Source organism: Luteimonas vadosa, assembly GCF_039543545.1.
GTDB classification, from domain to species: Bacteria; Pseudomonadota; Gammaproteobacteria; order Xanthomonadales; family Xanthomonadaceae; genus Luteimonas; species Luteimonas vadosa.
Genome location: NZ_BAABJY010000001.1, coordinates 1181872 through 1206381, shown reverse-complemented (window position 1 = coordinate 1206381; position 24510 = coordinate 1181872). Strand labels below are relative to the sequence as shown.

Genomic DNA, 24510 nt, shown 5'->3' with positions numbered 1-24510 from the left:
AGGTAAGCTGCCGGGATGAGGATCCCGACGCCCATCGCCTTGGTCGTGCTGACGGCGCTGTACCTGGGCAGCTGCGTGCTCGGCGAAACGTCCATGCGCATGGGCGGCGACGTCACGTTGTTCTGGCCGGCCGCCGGCATCGGCGTGGCAGCCGTGATGCGCTTCGGCCTGCCGGCCACCGCGATCGTGCCCGCCGCGCTGCTTCCGTACCACCTGGTCATCTCCCCCGTCCCGGGCGTCTTCGTGGTGGGTTCGCTGCTGGCCAACACCCTCGGCACGCTTGCCGGCGGCTGGCTGGCCCGCCGGTCCCAGGGCGAGGATGCACTGGACCTGGCCTCGGTCGTGGCCATCGTCGCCGGCGGGATCGTCCTGGCGGTCCTGAGCGCGATCATTGGCGTGCCCGCACTGCTGCAAGCCGGCATGATGCCGGGGGAAGGGACGCTCCAGGCCTTCGCGCGCTGGATCCTCGGCGATTTCCTCGGCGTCGTCGCGGTCACGCCCGCGGTGCTGGCGGTGCTGCGGACCGGCACGGGGCCCGTGGCGGTCGGCGTGTCGCCGTTGGCCGAAGAGTCCGAAAGGCTGGCCTGGCTGACCTTGCTGGCGCTTTCCCTGTTGTTGATGGCCTGGGGCGCCAGCCTCGAAGGCGAGTACACGCTGGGGCTGACGGCCCTGCCCCTGGCCCTGCTGGCCTGGGCTGCCCTGCGGTTTCCGCCCGGCTGGACCGTGGGCGGGACGCTCGGCACGATCCTGATGATCGGCGTGATGACCGGCCAGGAGCTGAGCGGGTTCGCCGCGCCGCGGAGCGTCCTCGATACCCTCAACCTGCTCGGCTACCTGTGCATCCTGGCCCTGCTCCCGCTGCTGCTGGCATCCACCGTGCTCGAACGCCGCCGTGCCAGCGACCGCCTCGTCCTGCGTGCGACGACCGACCCCAACACCGGACTGCCCAACCGCCAATCCTTCGAAGAGCAGGTCCGGCACGCGCTGGCCGCGCCCGATTCGCCGCCGCGCGCGCTCGCCTACCTGGACCTGGACCACCTCAAGGTCATCAACGACACCGCCAGCCACGCCGCGGGCGATGCCTACCTGCAGGGCGTGGCCGGCGTGCTGCGGGCCAACCTGCCGAAGGCCGACCTGCTGGCGCACCTGGGCGGCGACGAGTTCGGGCTACTGCTGCACAACTACGTCCCCGCGGCCGCCGAGGACCGGGCCACCGACCTGTTGCGGGCCGTGGCCAGCTACCGATGCGCCTGGGAAGGCGACGCGCTGGCCACCACCGCCAGCATCGGACTGGTGCCCTTCCACGCCACCGACGGCGACTACGGCAAGCTGCTGTCGCAAGCCGACGCCGCCTGCTTCAGCGCCAAGGAATCCGGTGGCAACCGCGTCTGCATGGCCAGCCTGCACGGCGACGACGGCCACGACCGGACCCAGGCGATGCAGTGGGCGGTCCGCCTTCGCGAGGCGATCCAGCGGCGCAACCTGGTGCTGTTCTGCCAGCCGATCGTGCCGTTGCAGGCCGTGCCAGGCGAGGACGAAGGCCGCCATTTCGAGGTGCTGCTGCGCGTGCGCGACCACGTGAGCGGCGAACTGCTGCTGCCTCACCGGTTCCTGGCCGCGGCCGCCCGCTTCAACATGGGCGTGGCGATCGACCGCGAAGTCGTTGGCGCCACGCTGTCCTGGCTCGAGACCCATGCCGACCTGGCCGACGTCGACACCTGCAGCGTCAACCTCTCGGCGGAGGCGCTGGTCGACGAGAGCTTCATCGGGTTCCTGGTCGACCGCCTGCGCAACGGCAGCTTCCCGGCCCACAAGCTGTGCCTGGAGATCACCGAGACCAGTGCGGTTCGCGACCTGGCCCGCGCGCAGCGATTCATCCAGCAGATGCGCTCGCTGGGCTGCCGTTTCTCGCTGGACGATTTCGGCACGGGCTTCTGTGCGTTCAGCTACCTGCGCGACCTGGACGTCGACTACCTCAAGATCGACGGCAGTTTCGTCCGCGACCCGCACGACTCCGAACTGGCGCATGCGGTGGTTCGCTCGATCACGGAAATCGCGCACGTCCTGGGCAAGCAGACGATCGCCGAGCAGGTGGAGACCGATGCCCAGCGGATGAAGATGCAACGCATGGGCGTGGACCATGCCCAGGGCCATTATTTCCGCCGGCCCCAGCCCATGGCCGAATACTTCGCCACGCCGCAGCTGCGCCTGTCGCGGGATGATTCGCCGCAGCCATCGGCACCGACGCCTGCGCTTGCGTCCGGGCCGCCCGGCCGCTAGCGGGGGCGCTGCACCGGGGGCGACTTCGACGGTCGGACGCCTGCGCGCTCAGCGCCCACGCCCAGATGGATGCAGGTGCCGGCCTCCGATACTGCCTCGCCCTGGAGACTGAACCGTTCGGGTCCATGCGCGACCCAGTCCCGGTTCGTGGGCGATACTTGGCCCATGTCGACTTGCCTTCGCCCCGTCCTCGCCAGCGTCCTCGCGCTGCTCCTTGCAGCATGCGCCACAGCGCCGCGCTCGGTGACACCGCCGGCCAGCGGACTGGAACCCGGTCCGGGCGCGCCAGCGGCACATGGCACGACGATCGCCGAGGCCTTCGTCTCGGTCGACGTCCCGGGCGAAGAACTGGATTCCCTGGCCACCTGGTCCGGCGACGATGGCGCGACATGGGTGATCGCCACCGCCAAGTCGACCCACCGCCTGGTGGTTTTCGACGCCGACACCGGCGCGCTGTTGCGCACGGTCGGGGCCGAGGGCGAGGCGCCCGGGCGCTTCAGGCGGCCCAATGGCATCGCCGTGTTCGCGGACCTGCTGTTCGTGGTCGAGCGCGACAACCGCCGGGTGCAGGTGCTTCGACTGCCAGCGTTCTCGCACGTGGGGAGCTTCGGCCAGGACGGATTGCGCAGTCCCTACGGGCTGTGGCTGCATGAAACCGCTCCCGACGAGCTGGGGCTCTACGTCACCGACAGCTATATGGAGGGCGCGCGCTTCGATGTCGTGCCCGCCTTGGCGACGCTCGATGCGCGGGTACGGCGCTACCGCGTCGAACTCGACGGCGACCGCATCCGGGCCCGTTCGCTGGGTGCCTTCGGGAGCGTCGATCCTGCCGGCGCGCTCCGGATCGTGGAATCGATCGCCGGCGATCCCGCCCGTCGCCGCCTGTTGATCGCCGACGAGTTCCGGCCGGGCCCCTCCAGCCTGCGGGTCTATGGATTCGACGGCAAGTTCGCGGGACGGAGCTTGCCCGACGGCACGTTCCGGGGCGAAGCGGAGGGCGTCGCCCTGTGGGCCTGCGGTGCGGACGAGGGCTACTGGGTCGCAGTGGACCAGCAGGCGCCACTGACCAACTTCCACCTGTTCCACCGCGACAGCCTGGACCCGGGTGGCAGCTTCCATGGCGGCGTCGCCTCGCAGACCGACGGCATCGCCCTGCATGCGGCGGCGACGCACCGGTTCCCGGCCGGCGCGCTGTACGCGGTGCATGACGATCGCGCGGTGGTCGCCTACGACTTGCGCGACGTGGTCGCGGCGCTGCGACTGGACGCCACCTGCCTGCCATGAGTCGTTGGCGGATCCATGCGGCATTGATCGCGGGCGTGACCTTGCTCGCCCTGATTGCCACGGGCGCCACCCAGGCCGCCAAGGTCTATCGCTGGACGGACCGCAATGGCGTGGTCCACTACGGCGACCGCCCCCCCGCCAACGTCAGGCCGGAGCAGATCAAGCGGATCCCCGTGCGCGCCGAACCCGGCGCCATCGCGCGCCTTCGCGTGGAGGGCGACGGGCAGCAGTACCTGGCCTACGCCGACAATGCGCTCGCCGGGCCGATCGAGGTGATGCTGCATGCCGGCAACAGCACCCTGGTCTTCGGCGACCCGCCCCTGCCCGCCCGCGCCACCGTACCGGCCCGAGGCTCGACGCTGGTCGCCCGGATCGGTTCGGCCGATCCGTCGCGCGGCGGCGAGTTCCAGTTGCAGCTGCGCAGCGTGCCCGGCGACCCCAGTGCACGCCCCCGGGACGTGGAATACGGCTACCCCCTGCAGAGCGCGAACCTCCACGTCGCCCAGGGCTACGGAGGCGGCTTCAGCCACAATGACGCGCAGAACCGGCATGCGGTCGATCTTGCGGCGCCGATCGGCACGCCGGTGGTGGCCGCGCGGGAAGGGGTGGTGATGCAGGTCGAGTCCGATTTCGACAAGGCCAGCCTCAACCGCGAGCAATACGGCGGCCGCGCTAATTTCGTGCGGATCCTGCACGACGACGGGACCATGGGGCTGTACGCGCACCTCAAGCCGGAGGGCGTGCTGGTGCGCGTCGGGCAGCGCGTGCGTCGCGCGCAGGCCATCGGCTTGTCCGGCAACACCGGCTTCAGCGGCGGTCCGCACCTGCACTTCGTGGTGCAGGTGAATCGCGGCATGAAGCTGGAATCGATCCCGTTCAAGATGTTCGGGCCACAGGGCATCCTGCGCCTGAGCGAGCCCAGGGCCTCGGCCCGCCCCTAGCCCGCCCGGCACCGCGGACCCTCCCGTATAATCCGCGGCCTCCCCGGTTTCCCCCTGCACGCCCACGCGTGCGATCCGCCATGCCCGATTCTTCCACCCGCGTCGCCGCCGAGGCCGCGCGCCGCCGCACCTTCGCGATCATCTCGCACCCGGACGCCGGCAAGACCACGCTGACCGAGAAGCTGTTGCTGTTCGGCGGCGCGATCCAGATGGCCGGCAGCGTCAAGGGGCGCAAGGCCGCGCGCCACGCCACCAGCGACTGGATGGCGCTGGAGAAGGAACGCGGGATCTCGGTGACCTCCTCCGTCATGCAGTTCCCGTACGCCGGGCGCATCGTCAACCTGCTCGACACGCCCGGACACGCCGACTTCGGCGAGGACACCTACCGGGTGCTGACCGCGGTCGATTCGGCGCTGATGGTGATCGACGTGGCCAAGGGCGTTGAGGAACGCACCATCAAGCTCATGGAGGTGTGCCGCATGCGCGACACGCCGATCATGACCTTCATCAACAAGCTCGACCGCGAGGGCAAGGAACCGATCGACCTGCTCGACGAGGTTGAATCCGTGCTCGGCATCCAGTGCGCGCCGGTGACCTGGCCGATCGGCATGGGCCAGCGGCTCAAGGGCGTGGTGCACCTGGTCTCTGGGGAAGTGCACCTGTACGAGCCGGGCCGCAACTTCACCCGCCAGGACTCGACCATCTTCGCCTCGCTCGACGACCCGCAGGTGGAGGCACGCATCGGTTCCGACATGCTCGCCCACCTCCGCGACGAGCTCGAACTCGTCCAGGGCGCTTCGCACGCCTTCGACGCCGAGGCCTACCTCGCCGGCAGGCAGACCCCGGTGTTCTTCGGTTCCGCGGTCAACAACTTCGGCGTGCAGCCCTTGCTGGACTTCTTCGTCGAGCACGCGCCATCGCCGCAGCCGCACGAAACCACCACGCGGGACGTCGCGCCGGCCGAGGGCGAACTCACCGGCTTCGTCTTCAAGATCCAGGCGAACATGGACCCGCAGCACCGCGACCGGGTCGCCTTCATGCGCGTGTGCTCGGGGCATTTCAGCGCAGGGATGAAAGCCTTCCACGTGCGCACCGCCAAGGAGGTCAAGCTCGCCAACGCCTTGACGTTCATGGCCAGCGACCGCGAGCTCGCCGTCGAGGCCTGGCCCGGCGACGTGATCGGCATCCACAACCACGGCACGATCTCCATCGGCGACACCTTCACCGAGGGCGAGCCACTGGCCTTCACCGGCATCCCCAACTTCGCGCCCGAACTGTTCCGCCGCGCGCGCCTGCGCGACCCGCTCAAGCTCAAGCAGCTGCAGAAGGGCCTGGCCCAGCTCAGCGAGGAGGGCGCGACCCAGTTCTTCAAGCCGATGATGTCCAACGACCTGATCCTGGGTGCGGTGGGCGTGCTGCAGTTCGACGTGGTCGCCTACCGGCTCAAGGACGAGTACGGGGTCGACGCCGCGTTCGAGCCGGTCGGCGTCGCCACCGCGCGCTGGGTGAAGTGCGCCGACGCCAGGAAGCTTGAGGAATTCCGCGACAAGAACGCCGTCAACCTATCGATCGACGCGGCCGGAGAGCTGGTCTACCTCGCGCCGACGCGGATCAACCTGCAGCTGACCGAAGAGCGCTGGCCGGACGTGGAATTGCGCGCCACCCGCGAGCACGCGCACAGCATAGACGCCGGCTGACGCGCCGTTGCGCTTCGCGGCTCAGGCCGCGGCCGGCACCGCCTGGTCCGGGTCGAAGTATTCGAAGATCAGGTGGATGCGGTCGCCGTCGCCGTCGTTGCGCACCGCGTGCACGCCCATGTTGTTGACCTCGAAGGCCTCGCCCTCGGGCATCCGGTAGCCGATGCCGTCGACGAAGAAGGTCACCTGCTCGTTGGTCTGCAGCGGCACGTGGATCTTGTGCGGCCAGCGGGCCGCCGGGTTGGCGTCGCGATGCGGCTTGATGATGCCACCGGGCGCCATCCGCGCCAGCATCACCCGCGGGAACTCGCCGCGCGCGTAGCCGTAGGGTGCGGTCGCCTTCGCCAGGACGGGCTGCAGCAAGTCGCGCCAGCCGGCCCAGAGCGGCCGGTCGTGCGACGCGCGCCAGTCCTGGAAGTTGTCGACGAAACGGAAGACGATGTGCCGGGTCTTGTCGAGCGCCTCGAAGCGGTTCGGCTTGTCGGCGTTCTCGGCGTCCCAGGTCGATTCCGGGATGGCAAGCACGGCCTCGCGCAGCGCCGCGATGTCGATCGGGCCGAGGGCACGGACCGAAGTCGTCTTGCGTGGATTGGGCTGCAGCATGTGGTGGTCGGCCGGTCAGAATTCGTAACCGAACATCTCGAGGTCGCCGCGGTAGAGTTCGGCGACGCCGTCGATCAGTTCCTGGTCATAATAATCCCGATACGTCCCGCGTCGCGAACTGTTGACGCGTTGCAGCGGTTGCGAGGGGATGCCGATGCGTTCGCAGATGGCATCGTACGACCCCTGCATGTCCTCGACCCGGCCGACCTGGTCGGCCAGGAGCCGCCCGTGGCCGTCGTCGAGCAGGACGTGTTGCGGCTTGAAATGCACGTGGTCCAGCGGACGGAGGCGGAACAGGATCTCGCGCATCGTGCCGCGCGGATCGAGGTCGAAAGCGCCCTGTTGCCGGGTCATGAACGCGCAATACGACACGAAGCGGTCGAACGGGTTGCGCACGAAACCGAACTTGAAATAATCCCCGAAGGCTTCTTCCCCGAGGTGCGGCCGCACCTCCTGCAGGCTGAAGTGCCCGTGCTGGACCTTCGCCAGCTCCGGGAACGGGAAGCGTCGATTGACGAACAACCCCACCTGCTCGATGTCCTCCGGGCCCATGTGCTCGCGCAATGCCTGCCGCACCGAGTGGGTCCCCGTCTTGGGGATGGCGACGAAGATGAAGCGGTGCCGGTGGGAAACGATCATGCAAGGCTGCCGGTCGGGATGCGATCATGATAGGCGGCGTCGCCCGGATTGCCATGCGCTGCCGGCGATACGCCTTGTTTCCCTTCCACCGCTTCGAGCCGAGGTCGCCAGATGAACCCTGCCTCCATCCTCCCCGTGCTGCTGCTCGCCTCCTTGACCACGGCATGCCAGCGCGACCCGGCCCCGGCCAACGGGCAGGAGTCCGTTGCCACGAAGCCTGCTGTCCTGGCGCCTTCGGAGGGTGGGAGCCCTCCGCCGGCGGATGGGGCGGAAATGACCTATGCCTGCACCAATGGCGAACTGCGCGTCATGTATGCGGGCGGCGGAGCGCGCGTGACCTTGCCGGATGGCAGCGAGCTGGCGCTGGTGCATGCCCCGCGGCCGGAGGCGTCCGGCCAGCAGTTCTACGAATCCGGCGGGAACGTCCTGCGCCGCCAAGCCGACCAGCTCGAGCTGGTGCACCAGGGCGGCAAGACCCTCGAGTGCATCGAAACGAGCGCAACGCACTGAAGGAGCGTCGGCATCGGGCAGTCGCTCCGGGTGAGGCCCGGCGCTGCCTCCAAGCTGAACTGGTCCGCGGCAGTGTTCACTGCCGCTTGACCCGGCAGCCGGGATGGTGGCCGGGTCCACGCACGGATTCGCGATGAACCCTCCCACGCCCGCCCGCAAGCGGCCGCTCGACCTCGCCGCCGACCACCCCTGGTGGACGATCCTCGCCGCCCTGGCGCTGGTCGTGGCGGTGTTGATCCTGTTCTGGGATTGGAACTGGTTCAAGGGGCCGATCGAGCGGCGGGTCGAGGCACGCACCGGACGCAGTTTCGACATCGGCGGCAACCTCGACGTGGCCCTGGGCCGCGTGACCACCATCCGGGCCGATGCCTTGAGTTTCGGCAATGCGGACTGGTCCGAGGATCCGATGATGGCGGCGCTGGACCGGCTGGAATTGCAGTTCGAGCCCTTGCCCCTGCTCTTCAAGGGCGAAGTCCGCATTCCCGAGGTGCGCTTGCAGCGACCCCGCCTCCGCCTTGAAGCCGCGCCCGGCGGCAAGGGCGGCAACTGGGATTTCGTGGAGGTGGACGAAGACGGCGAACCGCCGCGACTGGACCGTCTCTGGATCGAGGACGGGCAATTGCGCTACCTCAACGCGGCGCGCGAGACCGACGTCACGCTCGACGTCGCCAGCCGGCCGGCGGACAAACCCGGCGATGCCCCTCCCGTCGCCATCGTGGGTGGCGGAAGATGGTCCGGCAACACCTTCACCGTGGAGGGACGGGCCGAGTCGCCGCTGGAGCTCCGGGACACCGACCAGCCCTACCGCATCGACCTGCACGCCCAGGCCGGTGCAACCCGGGCGCATGCGCGCGGCAACCTGATCAACCCGTTCCGGATCCGGGACTTCGACCTGCAGCTGGCGCTGGCGGGGGCGAACCTGGCCGACCTGTACCCGCTGATCGGCGTCGCCACCCCGGACACGCCGCCGTACAGCCTCGACGGCCGCCTGACCCGCGATCGCGCCGGCGATCGCGTGACCTGGCACTACGACGATTTCGGCGGCAAGGTGGGCGACAGCGACCTGGGCGGCAAGGCCAGCGTGACGACCGGTGGAGATCGCCCGTTCCTGCGCGCCAACCTCGTTTCGAAGCAACTGGATTTCGACGACCTCGCCGGGTTCGTGGGAGCGGCACCGGATGCCGGCCGTGGCGAGACGACCAACGCCGAACTCAAGGCGAAGGCGTCCGAGCGGGCCGCCCGCGCGAAGGTGCTCCCGGACACGCCTTACGAACTCGGCAAGCTCCGGGCGATGGATGCCGACGTGCGCTGGAAGGTCGGCAGGATCAACGCCCCTAGCCTGCCGCTCGACGACATGGATGCGCATCTGTTCCTGGACAACGGCCTGCTGCGGCTGGACCCGCTGAACTTCGGCGTGGCCGGCGGCAACCTGCGATCGACCATCCGCATGGACGCCCGCGAATCGCCGATCCGCACCGATGCGCAAATTTCCGCGAGGCGTCTGGAGCTGAACAAGCTGTTGCCCAACCTCGAACTGGCCAGGGACGCCGTGGGACGCGTGGGCGGCGACATCCGCGTCACCGGCACGGGCAACTCGATCGCCCGGATGCTGGCCACCGCCGACGGCGACATCGCGCTCGGCATGGGGCGCGGCCAGGTCAGCAACCTGCTCATGGAGCTGGCCGGGCTCGACATCTACGAGGCCCTGAAATTCCTGATCGGCAAGGACCGGAAGATCGCGATCCGATGCGCCTTCGGCGACTTCGACGTCAAGGACGGGATCATGCACGCCCGCGCGCTCGCCTTCGACACCACCGACACGATCATCGTCGGCAAGGGTCAGGTCAGCCTGCGCGACGAAACCCTGGACCTGGAATTGCGCCCACGACCCAAGGACCGCAGCATCCTCAGCCTCCGCTCGCCGCTGGTCGCCAGTGGCACCTTCAAGGACCCCAGCTTCCGGCCCGACATGGCGCGCCTCGGCCTGCGCGGCGCGATCGCCCTCGCCCTGGGCAGCATCACCCCACCGGCGGCCCTGTTGGCGACGCTCGAACTCGGACCGGGCGAGGACAGCGCCTGCGGCGGCCAGTACGCCAAGTAGGGCGCCAGCGGCCACGGTCTGCTTCGACAGGCGCGCTTCCTTCCGCAGCGGTTCGCCCACGCCATGTTTCGTGCGCGTGATCCCCGCGCCGAGGGCGTCCCGTCAGGACGCGATGTAGCGCTGCAGCTGGTCCAGCTCGAGCTGCTGGTCCTCGATGACGGCCTTGACCAGGTCGCCGATCGAGATCACGCCGACCACGTCGCCGCCGTCGACCACCGGCAAATGGCGCCGGCGGGTGCCGGTGACCATGACCATGCACGACTGCACGGTGTCGTCCAGGCCGACGGTGGCGATCTCAGAGTTCATGATCTCCCGTACGCACGTGTCCTTCGAGGACCGGCCCTCAAGCACGATCCTGCGGGCGTAGTCGCGTTCCGACAGCATGCCGGCCAGCCGGCCGCCATCCATCACCAGCACCGCGCCGATGCCTTTCTCCGCCATCAGGCGGATCGCGTCGATGACCGGCGCATCCGGGCCGATGGCGTGGATGTCAGGCGTTTTCGAATCCAGGAGCTGGCGCACCGTACGCATGGTCCCCTTCCTCCGTTGTGGCCGTTGGTCCTGTCGTCGATCCCGAGGATACTCCCGCCGCCGGCCGCCAGTCATCGACCAAGTACAGCGGCCGCTGCTTGGATTCCACGTACAACCGGCCCAGGTACTCGCCGATCATCCCCAGCGCCATGAGCTGCACGCCGCCGAGGAACAGGATCACCGCCATCATCGTCGGCCAGCCGGCCACGGGATCGCCGAAGAACAAAGCCTTGAACACGACCCAGGCGCCGTAGACGAACGCGACCAGCGCGGTCGCCACGCCAAGGTAGGTCGCCAGCCGCAGCGGCGCGGTGGAGAAGCTGGTGACGCCCTCGAGGGCGAAATTCCACAGGCGCCAGAAGTTGAATTTACTCTGGCCGGCCACGCGCGCCTCCCGGTGGTAGGGAATCGCGACGCGGTTGAAGCCGACCCAGCCGAACAGGCCCTTCATGAAGCGGTGCCGTTCGCGCAGCTGGCGCAGCGCCGCCAGGGCACGCGGCGACAGCAGGCGGAAGTCGCCCGTGTCGGTGGGGATCGGCGTCGGCGAAAGCCGTTGCATGACGCGGTAGAACGCGTGGGCCGTCGCCCTCTTCAGCCAGCCTTCCCCGTCGCGCTCCTGGCGCGTGCCGTGCACGTCGTCGTGGCCTTCCCGCCACTTGGCGACGAACTGCGGGATCAGTTCCGGCGGATCCTGGCCGTCGGCATCGAGGATCAGCGCCGCGCCCTCGCAAACCTGGTCCAGCCCGGCCGTCAACGCCGCTTCCTTGCCAAAGTTGCGCGAAAGTCGCAGCAGCGACACCCTCTGGTCCTCCGCCGCGATGACCTGCAACGCTTCCCAGGTTCCATCGCGGCTGCCGTCGTCGACGTAGAGCACGCGGGGTTCGATCCCGGCGTCCCCTTCGAGCCCATCGAGCACGGGCGACAGGCGCCGATGCAGCGCCGGAAGCGAATCGACTTCGTCGTATGCCGCCACGACGACGGTCAGTCGGTCGCGACCTCGGTCCTGGGAAGCGGTCATGCCGGCATGGTAGCCGAGCCCGGCGGCGGCACGCCTGTTCCACGCGTCGGGCGCGGCCGCGGCACCCGCGTCAGTCCAGCGTCCGCAGGTAGCCAACGCCGCCGAGCTGCCGCACGTTGCGTTCGATCCAGCGGGCGCGCCGCTGCACGTAGGGGCCGGGCCGCGGGGCGCTATACCGCCGCGGGCTGGGCAGGACCGCCGCCAACCGTGCGCTCTCCGTGAGGCTCAGGCGGCTGGCGTCCTTCCGCCAGTAGCTGCGCGCCGCCGCCTGGGCACCGTAGATGCCGTCGCCGAACTCGGCGACGTTGGCGTACACCTCCAGGATCCGGCGCTTGGGCCACAGCGCCTCGATCAGCACCGTGTACCAGGCCTCGACGCCCTTCCGCACCCAGCTCCGCCCGCTCCACAGGAACAGGTTCTTGGCCAGTTGCTGGCTGATCGTGCTCGCGCCGCGCAACTTGCCCCCACGGGCATTGCGCGCCCGCGCCTTGTCGATCGCCTCGAAGTCGAAGCCGTTGTGCCGGGCGAACGCCTGGTCCTCCGCGGCCACCAGGGCAACAGGCAGCGTCGCCGCCATCTGGTCGAGGTCGCGCCAGGCGTACGCGACACGGAAGCCGGTATCCCCGGCACGCCAGGCTTCGACCTGCCTGGCCGCCATGAAGGCGGAAAACGGCGGATCGATGAAACGCAAGGCCAGCACCTGGAGCACGCTGAGCACGACCAGCAGCAACGGCAACTTCCACAACCAATGCAGCCATCGGCGGTTGCGTCGGGGCCTCATTGCGCCGCCTGGCCGCGCGGCTTGCCTTGCACGTGCCGCATCCCCATCTCCCGTTGCTCCACCATCGCAGCGCCGATACCCTCGCTGGCCCGCATTATTGGTTGCCGGTGCCCGCGGGGCAACGTCGCGAATTTCGAACCATGCCCACAGAAGCCACCTCCGAGACCTCCACCGGCGGCGACCGCCTCACCCGATTCCTCCTGGAACGCGCGGGCGTCCGCGGCGTGCGCGTCCACCTGGACGAGGCCTGGGCGAAGATCCGCTCACGCGAGGCCTACCCGGAGGTGGTCGCCGAACTGCTGGGCGAAGCCTGCGCCGCCGCGGCCCTGTTCACCGGCCATGCCAAGGTGGATGGGCGGCTGTCGGTGCAGCTGCGCAGCCAGTCCACGTTGCGCACCCTGTTCGCGGAGTGCACCGCAGCCGGCACCCTGCGCGGGATCGCGCAACTGGCCGAGGACGGCGGACCGGTGTCCCGAGACCTGCGCGAGCTCGGCGACGACGCGGTGCTGGCGATCACCATCGAGAACACGTCTCGTGCGGGGACCGGTCAATCGGAGCCACGCCGCTACCAGGGCCTCGTCGCGCTGGAAGCGGACTCGCTGTCGGGCGCATTCGAGGACTACTTCAGGCAGTCGGAGCAGTTGCCGACGCGCATCCTGCTCGCGGCCGATGCCGACGCCGCGGCAGGCGTGATGCTGCAGAAGCTGCCAGGCGACGGCGGCGACGAGGACGGCTGGCGCCGTGCCTGCGCGCTGTTCGACACCTTGTCGCCGCAGGAGCTGCTCGATTGGCCCACCGACCTGCTGCTCTCGCGCCTGTTCCACGAGGACGGACCTCAGGCGCTCGGAGATCGACCCCTGTGGTTCGCATGCTCGTGCTCGCGCGAGCGTGTCTCCGGCATGCTCCAGGCGCTGGGCGAGGAGGAAGCCCGGGCCGCGCTGAGCGACGGCACGGCCCACGTCCGTTGCGAATTCTGCGGCCAGGGCTACGACTTCACGCCCGGAGACATCGACGCGCTCTTCACGGCCGACGAGCGTCTCATGGAGGCCCCGAAGCGGCTCCAGTAAGCGCTTTCGGGCCTTCTGGGGGATTGTTAAATAATCATAAATCGGCTACGCTTCCGACCCCTGTCCGAAATGGAACTTCGGGCCCGTTCCACCGGTCACTCACCTGCCATGAAATCGCGCCTTGCCGCCCTGTCCATGACCTTGCTGCTTGCCCTCGGGCAGGTGACGGACGGGCATGCGCAATCCAGGCCCGGCGGGCAGCGCGGCGACCAGGCGGTCCTGCCCATCGTCAATAGCGGCAGGATCGAAGGATTCCTGTTGCTGGAGCCTGCCGATTCGCAATGGCGCTCGGGCGACCGCACCCTCGACGCCGCCTTCGGGCTCGACCAGGGCGATTCTCTGGGGTTGCTGTGCGACCACAAGGCCGGCATCGCCAGTGCGCTGGTCAACCTCACCAGCTGCAGGGTCGCGAGCTTCGACGACCCGGGCAACCAGCGCACGGGCGCGGTGGCGGCGCTCGGTCGCGGCACGACCCGGGTCGGGTTCGGTGCCGGGACTGGCCGCGATACGCTTCCTGCCTGGCTGACCTCCGGCAATCCGCGCGGCGCGGGGACGCGGGTGGATTCCAATGACCTGACCCTGTTCGCCCAGAAGCGCCTCGGGCGCGAGGGCATGGTCAGCATCGCCGGCACCCTGGCCAAGGCCAAGGTCATGACGCCTGCCGAGGCCAGCACGCTTGGCCTTCCGGACAGCTGGACGAGCAAGCGCCTCAGCCTGGGCGGGGGTGTGGGGAATTTCAGCGTCAACATCGTGGGCCATGTGGTCGAAACGCCGGGCCAGCCCAAGTGGCAGGGCCTGGGCGTCGGCCTGACCTGGCGCACACCCTGGAGCGGGCAGCTCACCGTCGGCGCCGAGAACGTCGTGACCAAGGGCAAGAACCCATTCTCAATCTCTGGTGAGACGGCAGACGAGGAAGGGACGGTCCCATACGTCCGATACGAGCAGAACCTCTAGCTGAATTCCGGCTAAACGTCGGTTTAACAAGTCTCTAACATCGATTTAATTTCCGGTTCACGTGTGCATAACATCGCGCACCTCGTCCGCATGGCCAGTCCGGCCGGCCCGGAGAGAGGTCCACTGGGGATTTTTTTCGGAGCTAGAGACTGATGACACTGAAGACCACCAAGCTGCGCGATGCGATTTCATTCGCTCTCGCTGTCGGCGCAACCACCCTGGCCGGAACCGGCGTTGCGCTCGCGCAGCAGACGACCGCCTCGCAAACGCAAGACCAGGAAGCCACCACCCTCGATCGCATCGAGGTGACGGGTACCCGCATTCGCCAAGTCGACGTCGAAACGGCACAGCCGGTGACGTTCATCACGCGCGAAGACATCGAGAAGCAGGGCTTCCAGTCGGTCGCCGAAATTCTCCAGAACATCAGCGCGACGGGTACTCCGCCGCTGAGCCGCGCATCGCCGCTTTCCGCGGGTGAGAATGCGGGTGGCACGTTCATCAGCCTCCGCAACCTGGGTGCTGCACGCAACCTGGTCCTGCTCAACGGACGTCGCCTGCCCATCTCCACCAGCGGCCTGGCCGATATCTCCAAGATCCCGACGGCAGCCGTCGAGCGCATCGAAGTCCTGAAGGACGGTGCCTCCTCGATCTACGGCTCCGACGCGATCGCCGGCGTGATCAACATCATCACCCGCAGCAACTTCGAGGGTGCCAAGGCCAGTGCCTACTTCGGACAGTACGGCCAGGGCGATGGCGACATCACCCGCGCCGACGCCGTCATCGGCTTCAAGGGCGAGAAGGGCTCGCTGACCGCGGCCGCCGAATGGCGCGAGGAAGACCCGGTCTTCGCTCGCAACCGACCGTTCTCTGCGTTCCCGCGCTCCAACCTGCACCCGACCGACAACTGGACCACCGTCGGTCAGTTCGGTGGCTTTGTCACCACCGCCACCACCCCGGTCCCGGGCGTGCCGGCCGGTACGCGTGTCGTGCTGATCCCGGGTGCCGATCCGCGCCTGCCTTCCAGCTACCGCCGCCAGGACACCACGACGGGTTCCTGCACGGCGACCACGCTGACCAGCCCCGGCCCGCAGACCTGCGTGCCCGGCAACACGGCCGACAAGAGCAACACCAACCTGCAGACCGACCTGCGCACCCCGGTGGAAAGCAAGTCGCTCTACGTCGACGGCATCTGGGACCTCACGGACGACATTCGGTTCCGTACCAACATGCTGTACAGCAACCGCCTGAGCTCGCGCACCGTCGCGGGTTATCCGATGCAGGCCGCTTCCTTCGCCTCCAGCAACAACGGTGCAGGCGTCGGCATTGCGCCGACCAGCTTCTTCAACCCGTACCCCGGCCAGACCATCACCAACTGGTGGCGCCGGACCTGGGAAGTGCCGCGTGTCTCCGACGCTGATTCCTCCGACTACATGTTCAGCGGTGTCTTTGAGGGCTCGTTCGAATTCGCGGACCGCTTCTTCGACTGGGACGTCGGCTACCTCTGGAACCAGAGCCGCCAGGTGCAGTCGACCTTCGGCAACCTCAACCTCGCCAACCTCCGCGCGGCTGTCGGACCGTCGTTCCGCGATCCGGTGACCGGCCAGGTGCGTTGCGGCACCGCGGCATCACCGATCAACGGATGCGTGCCGTTCAATCCGTTCCTGCCCTTCGGCGTCACGGGCGCGGGCGGCCTGACCGGCAACACGGCGCTGGAGAACTACCTGTTCCAGGAAGAACATGCGACCGGCGAGACCGAGACCGAGATCATGACGGCCAACATCGCCGGCACGATCGTCGAACTGCCTGCCGGCGCGCTGGGCTTCGCCTTCGGCGTCGAGCACCGGAAGGAAACCGGCAAGTACGTGCCGGACGCGCTGGCCGTCACCGGCGGATCGACCAACCTGTCCTCGGGTCCGACCCGCGGCGGCTACTCGGTCAACGAGGCCTACCTCGAGCTCCAGGTGCCGATCCTGGCCGACCTGCCGTTCGTGAAGGAGCTGTCGCTCAACGTCGCGAGCCGGTTCTCCGACTACGACACCTTCGGCGAGACCACCAACAACAAGTTCGGCCTGAAGTGGAAGCCGATCGAGTCGCTGCTGGTGCGCGGCACCATCGCCGACGGCTTCCGCGCGCCGACGATCGCCGACCTGTTCGGTGGTGGCTCGCAGACGTTCTCCTTCTACTCCGATCCGTGCGATACCCTCCGCGGTGCCGCATCGACCGACGCCAGCGTCCGCGCCAACTGCCAGAACGGAGTCGGCGGCAATGGTGCGCTGGGCGGCCTGGCGGCCTCCTACCGGCAGCTCGGCCAGGGTTTCGTTCCCGTCGGCACGCAGCCTTCGCAGACGCCTGTCGCGTTCACCAGCGGTGCGAATCCCGCCTTGCAACCGGAGCTGTCGGAATCGAAGACGCTGGGAATGGTCTGGAGCCCGACCTTCGTCGAGGGCCTGAACATCGCCCTGGACTGGTGGAACATCCGCATCGACAACACCATCGTTGGCGACGCACCGAGCACGATCCTGGACGATTGCTACGTCAAGGGCATCGCCAGCCGTTGCGTGCCGACCCTGTTCACGCGTGATCCTGCCCTGGGCTATCCGACGGTGACCTTCGGTAATCGCAATGCAGGTTTCCGCGAGGTCGAGGGCTTCGACTTCGACGTGAACTACCGTTGGCGCACGGACGAGATGGGCACCTTCTCGGTGGGCTCCACGAGCACGTACACCTCGAAGGATGTCTTCGTCAGCACCAACGACCCGGTCTACCCGATCTCGGCCGTCGGCTTCACCAGCACCTTCCGCATCCGTTCCAACCTCAACCTCGGTTGGGAAATGGGCCGGTTCGGCGTCAGCTGGATGACGCGCTACTTCTCGAAGATGGAGGAGGCCTGCACGTACTTCACCCCGAACGCATCGAACGTTCCGGCGGTCACCGTCGACCACCTGGAGTGCAACGACATCCAGTTCCGGCCGACGGGCGCACTGAATGCGGATGGCACCCCGCGCAGCTCGCTCTCCCGCCGTCGCGAGGTGGGTTCGACGACCTTCAACGACGTGCAGGTCCGCTACCAGACGCCGTGGGATGCCACGATCGCCGTGGGCGCGAACAACGTGTTCGAGAAGTACGGTCCGGTGATGTACAGCCAGCCGAGCGCGAACGTCTCCTACTACGGCGAGTTCGACATCGGCCGCTTCATCTACATGAAGTACACCCAGAAGTTCTGATCGCTACAAGAAAAAGAAATTCTCTCTCTCTTTACGGCCCCGCAAGGGGCCGTATTTTGTTGGGGGACCGGATACCAGGCGACCGAAGCACCCGGTCGCCCAGGCGTGGCCGATCGGAGCCGCCGCGCCTTCTCAGGCGCCGTAGCTGTCCACCACCTGGAAGAGTGCCGTGATGGCTGCCCGCTCACTCGCGTCGAGCTCCGGACGCCAGACGTCGAAGATCAGCAGGATGCGTTCGCTCTGTCCTTCGTTCCACGCCTCGTGCTCCACCGTGTCGTCAAAGGCAAGCAGCTCCCCCTGCCGCCATTGCCGCGTCTCGCCCCCGACCCTGAAGCCGCACCCCGGCGGGACGATCAAGGGCAGGTGGCAGATGAGCCGCGTGTTGAGCACGCCCGCGTGCGCGGGAATGCGAGCGCCCGGGCTGAGGCGCGAGAACAGGATCGAGGGTGCGCGCCTGGTGATGTAGGGGAGGTCGAGCCGGGTGATCGCGTCGAACGTCTGCGGGCAGTGGGCCACGTGTCGGTCGACCGGCCTGCCGTCCTGCCACAGGTAGAGCGTGCTCCACTCGGGGTTGTCCACCAGGCCGTGGAAATCATGGCGCGGCCGGGTCGTATCGGAAATCATGTAAGGCGAAAAGGCATCGGACTCCGCCGCCTGGAGCTCGGACAGCTCCTTCAGCATGAGCGGCGCCATTGATTCGATGGCGGGCGCCCAGTCGAACTCGGCGCGCTCGTAGTAGCGGCGTTGCGGCAGGCCCGGATAGAAGTACCCACCCGGACGTTGCAATTCCAGCTTTACCTCTCGGCGGCCGGTCAGGATCTCGATCGACTCCTGGAAGCGCAGGGGACGCCGGTCCGGGGGAAATCCCAGTGCGGACAGCCCTTGTTCCAGGTGGTCTTCGAAGGAACCGGAAATGCGCTGGAGCGCCGCTTCGGCGCGCTGGACGATGGCTGCCTGCCCCGGCTCGCCGGGGCGCGCCGCGGCCGCGCGCAGCGCCGCCCGGTAGAAATCGCCCGCCAAGCGGTCGTTTCCTTCCGCGGCCCGCAGATCCCCCTTGGCAACGAGTGCGTGGACATTCCTGGGGTCGCGCCCCAGGACGGCATCCACTTCGGCTTCCTTCATCACGCGGGTATCGCTCCGTCAGGTCTCACCAGGCTTTCCACCAAGTATGCCGGTCCCCAACACTGCACCGCCGTATCGAGGGGCGACCTCAAGTCGCATGACGTCATGAGACGACTGCCCCGCAATCCTTCGGATTGATCCCTTTCCGCCATCGCCTTGCATGCCCGAACTGCCCGGCATAGACCTGAAGCCCCTCTTCCGCGGATTCAGGATTGTGGTCATGCGCACATTCGATCCCTTGACGGGACAATGGCTAAACCCCTGTTCCTTCGTAGTTTTACGCGAATTGTTAACAACACTTTAATTTTTGGCCGAGGGGGGCTACTATCGGCCCCGGCCTTGCCGATCTTGGCGTCTTTTTTGACTCCGTTGGCGGGGTTCCCATGGGAATTACCCAAGACTCACTTGGAGAGAGAGAATGACCTTTAAGACCACCAAGCTCCGCGACGCGATTTCATTCGCGCTCGTCTCGGGCGCAACGGCCCTCGCGGGCACGGGTGTGGCCTACGCTCAGGACACCGAGCAGGAAGCCACCACCCTCGATCGAATCGAAGTGACCGGTTCGCGCATCAAGCGCACCGACATCGAGACCTCGCAGCCGATCCTGACCCTCAGCCGCGACGAGATCTCGGCCCAGGGCCTGACCTCGGTCGGTGACGTGATCCAGAACATCACCGCCAACGGCTCGACCCTCAACAGCACCTTCAACAACGGCGGCAACGGCGAGACCCGCGTCAGCCTGCGCAACCTCGGCTCGGCCCGCACCCTGGTGCTGGTCAACGGCCGTCGTTGGGTTGGCGGCACCGGCCTCGGCGGCGCGGTCGACCTCAACACCATCCCGACCGCAGCGGTCGAGCGCATCGAAGTCCTGAAGGACGGCGCCTCGGCGATCTACGGCTCCGACGCGATCGCGGGCGTGGTCAACATCATCCTGCGCACCAACTTCGACGGCGCCGAGTTCAACGGCTACGTCGGCCAGTACGACAAGGGTGACGGCAGCCGCCTGGCCGCCGACTTCACCGTCGGCAGCAGCGGCGAGCGCTGGTCGGCCATGATGGGCGTCGGTTATGTCGACGAAGAGCCCGTCTTCGCCGGCGACCGCGAGATCTCCGCGGTGCCGATCTTCGGCTCCACCCCGAACCTGGGCGGCAGCTCGACCAGCCCAGACGGCCGCTTCTGCATCCTCGACGCCAACTTCGGTTGCCGTCATCCCGATGGCCAGTACGGCCTGTGGAACATCAACACGAGCGCCCCTCGCGGTTACAGCACCTACCGGGGTTCGATCGACAACTTCAACTTCGCGCCGCTGAACTACCTGCTGACCCCGCAGGAGCGTCGCTCGGTGTTCGCCAGCGGTAACCTGGACATCACCGACGACATCCGCTTCAAGGTCACCACGACCTGGAACGAGCGCAAGTCCGAGCAGCTGCTCGCCGCCATGCCGGTGGTCATCATCCCGATCTTCGGGATCGGCGCCCCGACCTTCGGACCCAATGACGTCGTCATCAGCCGTAACAACGTCTACAACCCCTACGGCCAGGACATCCATTGGGTGCAGCGCCGCATCGTCGAGACCGGTGGCCGTTCGTTCCGCCAGGACGTCGACACGTTCGCGTTCAACGGTGGCTTCGAAGGCACGTTCACCCTCGGTGAGCGCTTCTTCGACTGGGAAGCCGGCATGTTCTACGGCGAAAACGACCAGAACGACACCACCAACGGCCTGGCGGTCTACAGCCGCCTGAAGAACGGCCTCGGCCCGTCGTTCCGTGACGCCGCAGGCGTGGCGCGCTGCGGTACGCCGACCAACATCATCCCCGGATGCGTGCCGGTCAACTTCCTGGGCGGCGCCAACAACGGCTCGCTGACCCAGCAGATGCTGGACTACATCACGTTCGAGGCCCACGACCAGTTCGGTTACGAGCAGACCGCGTACTACGCCAACGTCGGCGGCGACCTGTTCGACATCGGCAGCGCCGGTCCGCTGGCGTTCTCCTTCGGCGTGGAGCATCGCGAGGAGTCCGGTTTCGACGCCCCCGACGCGTTCATCGCCGCGGGCGACACCACCGGCAACGCGCGTACCCCCACCAAGGGTGGTTACTCGGTGAACGAGGCCTACCTCGAGTTCGCGATCCCGGTGCTCAAGGACGTCCCCGGCGCCCAGCTGCTGGACTTCTCGGTGGCGACCCGCTACTCCGACTACAGCAACTTCGGCAACACGCTCAACAGCAAGTTCGGTTTCCGCTGGAAGCCCATCGACGACCTGCTGGTCCGCGGCAACTGGGCGGAAGGTTTCCGCGCGCCGTCGATCGCCGAGCTGTTCCAGGGCGTGTCGGATTCGTTCCCGAACCTCAACGACCCGTGTAACGCCACCCTGTTCCCGGGCCTCGACCCGGCGGCACAGGCGCGCTGCCGTGCCGATGGCGTTCCGGCGGGCGGCTACACCCAGGTCAACACCCAGATCCGCATCAGCACGGGTGGCAACCCCAACCTGCTGCCGGAAACCTCGGTCAGCAAGACCCTGGGCTTCGTCTACAGCCCGAGCTTCATCGAGGGCTTCGACATCTCGCTGGATTGGTGGAACATCCGCCTGGAAGACACCATCACCGGGTTCTCGGGCCAGTTCATTGCCGACAACTGCTATCGCAACGGCGATGCGCAGTCCTGCGGCCTGATCACCCGCGGCCAGGGTGGTGCGATCACCGACCTGCTGTCGGCAGGCCTGAACATCGGTAGCACCGAGGTCGAGGGTTACGACATGACCGTCGGTTACCGCATGCCGGAAACGGCGTGGGGCAAGTTCTCGTTCATCTGGGACACCACGTACCTGGCCAAGTACGAGAACAACGACGACGGGGACAACCTGGCCGGCGAGTACTTCGACCGCAACAACAACTGGCGCATCCGCTCGAACCTGGCGACGCGCTGGGAGATGGGCGATTGGGGCGCGACCTGGAACGTGCGCTACTACTCGGGCCAGGACGAAACCTGCACCGGCTTCAACACCGCCAACCGCAACCTGCTGTGCTCGGATCCGGACCGCTTCATCGCGGGGCCGACTGGCCTGCCGGTCCGCGCTCCCGAGAACCGCATGGACGCCACGATCTACAACGACGTCAGCGTGTACTGGAACTCGCCGTGGAACGCCAAGGTGGCGCTCGGCGTGAACAACCTGTTCGACGAGGATCCGCCGTTCTCGGCGAGCACCTTCGCCAACAGCTTCGATCCGCAGTACGAAGTCCCGGGTCGTTTCTACTACATGCGCTACACGCAGAAGTTCTGATCGAACCCTGCGCATTCGCGACACTTGCTACGGCCCCGAAAGGGGCCGTAGTTTTTTGCGGGCTTGCCATGCGCCTGCCCGGCGTGGAGAGTACGTCCACCGGAGCAGCGAGACGCCCATGACCTTCCAGATCTACCCCGCCTTCGCCGTGCCCCTGGCGCAGGAGTTCCATCCCGAGGCCAAGCGCCTCAACCCCCAGATCCGCGAGCTGCTCCTGGCCAGGGAAGCCGAGGGCGCGCGCTATGCCAACCCGAACCCGTCGCTCAAGCAGCACCCGGGCGTGTTCGAGAGCGACTTCAACCTGTTCTCCTGGCCGGAACCCTGCATCCAGGCCCTGCGCCAGTTTTCATGGGGCGTGCTCGGCCGCACGATCGCCGAGCTCAACGGGTACTCACCGGAGGAGATGCAGCGCCTGCAGATCTTCTCGCACACCTGGTTCCACGTGACCCGGCATGGAGGCTTCACGATCCTGCACACGCACCCGATGGCCTCCTGGTCCGGCGTGTACTGCGTCGACCCAGGGGAAACCCCGGAGGATCGCCCGGAATCCGGGGTCTTGCGCTTCCACAACCCGCACCATTACAGCAACTACTTCACCGATGCCGGCATCCAGCGGCTGCAGGCCCCGTACCACCACGGGACCTGGAGCATCCGCTTCCAGCCCGGCCAGCTCGTCCTGTTCCCGTCATGGCTCCAGCACGAGGTGCTGCCCTTCTATGGCCGCGACGAGCGCATCACCGTCGCCTTCAACTGCTGGTTCTCGATGCGGGATGCCTGAGCCTTCTCCCGGCGCCGCATTCTTCGCACCCGCTCAATCGATCGTGGAGAGCGCGTCCAGCATGGGCTGCAACTGCGCGGCGTAGGGCTTCCACGCCCCGCCCCTGTCCTTGAGGATGCCGGCCCGGACGCTGCCGATGCTGGCGGTCGCCACGGACCCGCCCGCACGGTCCACCTGCAGCATCCCGTCCACGTAGCCGAAGCCACAGAACGCGGCGATGCGACGCGCCTGGGGCTCGGGCGCCTGCACGAGCAACTCGTAGTCGACGTCGAGGATCCGCCCGGGCGCGCGGTCGTGCCAGTGGTCCATGAGGCGCCGGTACCGGAGGTAGAAATCGGCCAGCTCCCCCTGGTCATAGCTGTACGCCGCTGCCCCGCTGAAGTACGTGCGCAGGTTCGAGAAGCAGGTGTCGATCGGATCCCGTCGCATGTGCAGGATGCGCGCCTCGGGCAGCGCGCGCAGGATGAATCCCACGTTGAGGAAGTTGGACGGGAGTTTTTCCGTCAACCAGCCACGGCCCGCCGCCCGCCAACGGGCGTAGCGACGGAACGCGCCGCCCGCCTCGCCCAGGTCGGCACGGCCCAGGCGGCGGACGATCCCGGCATCGAGGACCCCGGGTGCGTAATGGTCCGCCGCCAGCCGCAGGCTGGCGGGGAACACGTTCGTCTCGCCACCATCGCGGATGTCCGGATGGCCCGCGAGCATGCGCTCCAGCAGGGTCGTTCCCGACCGGTGCATGCCGACGATGAAGACCAGCCCCGGGTCCGGGTCTTGCGGGCGGCCACCGGCAGCGGCGGCTGATACACCCGCGGCTTTTTCCGGTCCGGTGCCGTGCAGCAGATCGAACACGGCACGCTGCGCCTCGGCGTCGTAGGACTCCAGGCGTCGCTTGGTCCGGCAGCCGCGCTGCAGGGCGTCCCATGACTCCCCGAACTCGCCCGCCGCGTGGCAGACGTTGTGGAGCGCGAAATCGAGATAGGCCTCGCCCTCCCCCCCGGGCATCACCTGACGCCGGGCGGCGTGGATCTCACGGATCGCGGCCGCCGGGTCCGGGCTCGACGACAGCGACTGCAGCCAGTGGACTTGCGGCAGGGTGCCGGCGGACGCTTCCAGCGCTCGCCGGTACCATTGGCCGGCGGCTGGCTTGTCGCCCCGGACGGCGCTGACGGTGCCCCGGAGGGTCGCCACTGCCGGAGTGCCTGGTTCGAGGCGTTCCGCATGGTCCAGGAGGTGGGTCGTCGCGTCGTAGAGTCCCAGCGGCGCCACCTGCGCAGCCAGCTCCACCAGCAGGCGCGCCGATCGGCAGGTCGACCAGTCCTGGTGCCGGACGACGGAATCGACGGTTTCGATTTCTTCGAACAATCGCAACAACCTGGCGATCTCGAACGCTGCCTCGGGGCTGCGTGCCGGATTCGTCGCCGCATCCAGCGCAAGCCTTCGGGCCTCCCGGTAGCGGTCTTGCGCCAGCAGGAAATACGCTGCTTGCACCATCGCCGGCACGAAGTCCGGCTGCGCCTCCAGGATCCGCTGCATGCAGCCCGCCGCCGCGGAAAAATCCCCGATCCCGGCGGAGGAAACGGCGTCCTGCCACACGCGGGCCAGGCCCGCGGGCAGCGCGTAACCATGGATGTCGACCGTTGCCGTCACGTTCCGCTGCCGACGCCACTGGCCCGGGAACCGCGACCGGATCGACTATCGCA

Annotated in this window: 18 protein-coding genes; 11 read left to right on the top strand and 7 right to left on the bottom strand. The window is 67.7% G+C overall.

All coding sequences use genetic code 11. The annotated features are described in order from the left end of the window. The first annotated feature begins 15 nt into the window (after window positions 1–15). The 4 genes from ABD970_RS05425 to ABD970_RS05410 all read left to right on the top strand — a co-directional run bounded on the left by ABD970_RS05425 (window position 16) and on the right by ABD970_RS05410 (window position 6202). Window positions 16–2280, top strand: coding sequence for a putative bifunctional diguanylate cyclase/phosphodiesterase (locus ABD970_RS05425; protein WP_345294454.1), 2265 nt, complete (start codon window positions 16–18; stop codon window positions 2278–2280). Between the two features lie 165 nt (window positions 2281–2445). Beyond that, window positions 2446–3564, top strand: coding sequence for a phytase (locus ABD970_RS05420; RefSeq protein WP_345294453.1), 1119 nt, complete (start codon window positions 2446–2448; stop codon window positions 3562–3564). Further along, window positions 3561–4505, top strand: coding sequence for a peptidoglycan DD-metalloendopeptidase family protein (locus ABD970_RS05415; protein WP_345294452.1), 945 nt, complete (start codon window positions 3561–3563; stop codon window positions 4503–4505). The genes ABD970_RS05420 and ABD970_RS05415 overlap by 4 nt, the downstream gene beginning before the upstream one ends. Before the next feature lie 80 nt (window positions 4506–4585). After that, entirely contained in the window at window positions 4586–6202 is a 1617-nt protein-coding gene (locus tag ABD970_RS05410; RefSeq protein ID WP_345294451.1) for a peptide chain release factor 3, read from the top strand. A 21-nt stretch (window positions 6203–6223) separates the two neighbouring features. On the opposite strand, the gene ABD970_RS05405 is transcribed toward ABD970_RS05410, so the two are convergent. Together ABD970_RS05405 and ABD970_RS05400 are read right to left on the bottom strand one after the other, a co-directional pair. Continuing rightward, entirely contained in the window at window positions 6224–6805 is a 582-nt protein-coding gene (locus tag ABD970_RS05405) for an aspartyl/asparaginyl beta-hydroxylase domain-containing protein (RefSeq protein ID WP_345294450.1), read from the bottom strand. Between the two features lie 15 nt (window positions 6806–6820). Further along, complete coding sequence (locus ABD970_RS05400) at window positions 6821–7444, bottom strand: sulfotransferase family 2 domain-containing protein (protein WP_345294449.1); 624 nt, start codon at window positions 7442–7444, stop codon at window positions 6821–6823. Window positions 7445–7717: 273 nt separating this feature from the next. Between ABD970_RS05400 and ABD970_RS05395 the strand changes: the two genes are divergently transcribed. Together ABD970_RS05395 and ABD970_RS05390 are read left to right on the top strand one after the other, a co-directional pair. Then, complete coding sequence (locus ABD970_RS05395) at window positions 7718–7954, top strand: hypothetical protein (RefSeq protein ID WP_345294448.1); 237 nt, start codon at window positions 7718–7720, stop codon at window positions 7952–7954. Window positions 7955–8087: 133 nt separating this feature from the next. Beyond that, window positions 8088–10055: an AsmA family protein gene (locus ABD970_RS05390; RefSeq protein ID WP_345294447.1), complete on the top strand. Its 1968-nt coding sequence runs from the start codon at window positions 8088–8090 to the stop codon at window positions 10053–10055. A gap of 102 nt (window positions 10056–10157) precedes the next feature. Here ABD970_RS05390 and ABD970_RS05385 read toward each other — a convergent pair whose 3' ends face one another. From ABD970_RS05385 to mtgA, 3 genes are all read right to left on the bottom strand, one after another. Beyond that, window positions 10158–10586 (bottom strand): CBS domain-containing protein, encoded by a 429-nt coding sequence (locus ABD970_RS05385; RefSeq protein WP_345294446.1) that lies wholly within the window; start codon window positions 10584–10586, stop codon window positions 10158–10160. Next, a complete protein-coding gene (locus tag ABD970_RS05380) occupies window positions 10546–11604 on the bottom strand; it encodes a glycosyltransferase family 2 protein (RefSeq protein WP_345294445.1) in 1059 nt (352 codons plus the stop codon). The genes ABD970_RS05385 and ABD970_RS05380 overlap by 41 nt, the downstream gene beginning before the upstream one ends. Window positions 11605–11674: 70 nt before the next feature. Further along, a complete protein-coding gene (mtgA, locus tag ABD970_RS05375) occupies window positions 11675–12385 on the bottom strand; it encodes a monofunctional biosynthetic peptidoglycan transglycosylase (RefSeq protein ID WP_345294444.1) in 711 nt (236 codons plus the stop codon). Window positions 12386–12525: 140 nt separating this feature from the next. Between mtgA and hslO the strand changes: the two genes are divergently transcribed. The 3 genes from hslO (at window position 12526) to ABD970_RS05360 (ending at window position 17630) form a co-directional block, all read left to right on the top strand. Next, a complete protein-coding gene (hslO, locus tag ABD970_RS05370; RefSeq protein WP_345294443.1) occupies window positions 12526–13452 on the top strand; it encodes an Hsp33 family molecular chaperone HslO in 927 nt (308 codons plus the stop codon). A 144-nt stretch (window positions 13453–13596) separates the two neighbouring features. Continuing rightward, a complete protein-coding gene (locus ABD970_RS05365) occupies window positions 13597–14406 on the top strand; it encodes an XOO1806 family protein (RefSeq protein WP_345294574.1) in 810 nt (269 codons plus the stop codon). A 152-nt stretch (window positions 14407–14558) separates the two neighbouring features. Continuing rightward, window positions 14559–17630, top strand: coding sequence for a TonB-dependent receptor domain-containing protein (locus ABD970_RS05360; protein WP_345294442.1), 3072 nt, complete (start codon window positions 14559–14561; stop codon window positions 17628–17630). 132 nt (window positions 17631–17762) lie between these two features. Here ABD970_RS05360 and ABD970_RS05355 read toward each other — a convergent pair whose 3' ends face one another. After that, entirely contained in the window at window positions 17763–18752 is a 990-nt protein-coding gene (locus ABD970_RS05355; protein WP_345294441.1) for an aspartyl/asparaginyl beta-hydroxylase domain-containing protein, read from the bottom strand. A 418-nt stretch (window positions 18753–19170) separates the two neighbouring features. On the opposite strand from ABD970_RS05355, the gene ABD970_RS05350 reads away from it, so the two are divergent. Continuing rightward, the gene (locus tag ABD970_RS05350; RefSeq protein WP_345294440.1) at window positions 19171–22032 is read left to right on the top strand and encodes a TonB-dependent receptor plug domain-containing protein; all 2862 of its coding nucleotides are present in this window, start codon (window positions 19171–19173) and stop codon (window positions 22030–22032) included. Between the two features lie 118 nt (window positions 22033–22150). After that, a complete protein-coding gene (locus ABD970_RS05345; RefSeq protein ID WP_345294439.1) occupies window positions 22151–22810 on the top strand; it encodes a putative 2OG-Fe(II) oxygenase in 660 nt (219 codons plus the stop codon). A 33-nt stretch (window positions 22811–22843) separates the two neighbouring features. Here ABD970_RS05345 and ABD970_RS05340 read toward each other — a convergent pair whose 3' ends face one another. Beyond that, on the bottom strand, window positions 22844–24457 hold the full coding sequence (locus tag ABD970_RS05340) for a tetratricopeptide repeat-containing sulfotransferase family protein (RefSeq protein ID WP_345294438.1): 1614 nt from the start codon (window positions 24455–24457) through the stop codon (window positions 22844–22846). Window positions 24458–24510: the final 53 nt, after the last annotated feature.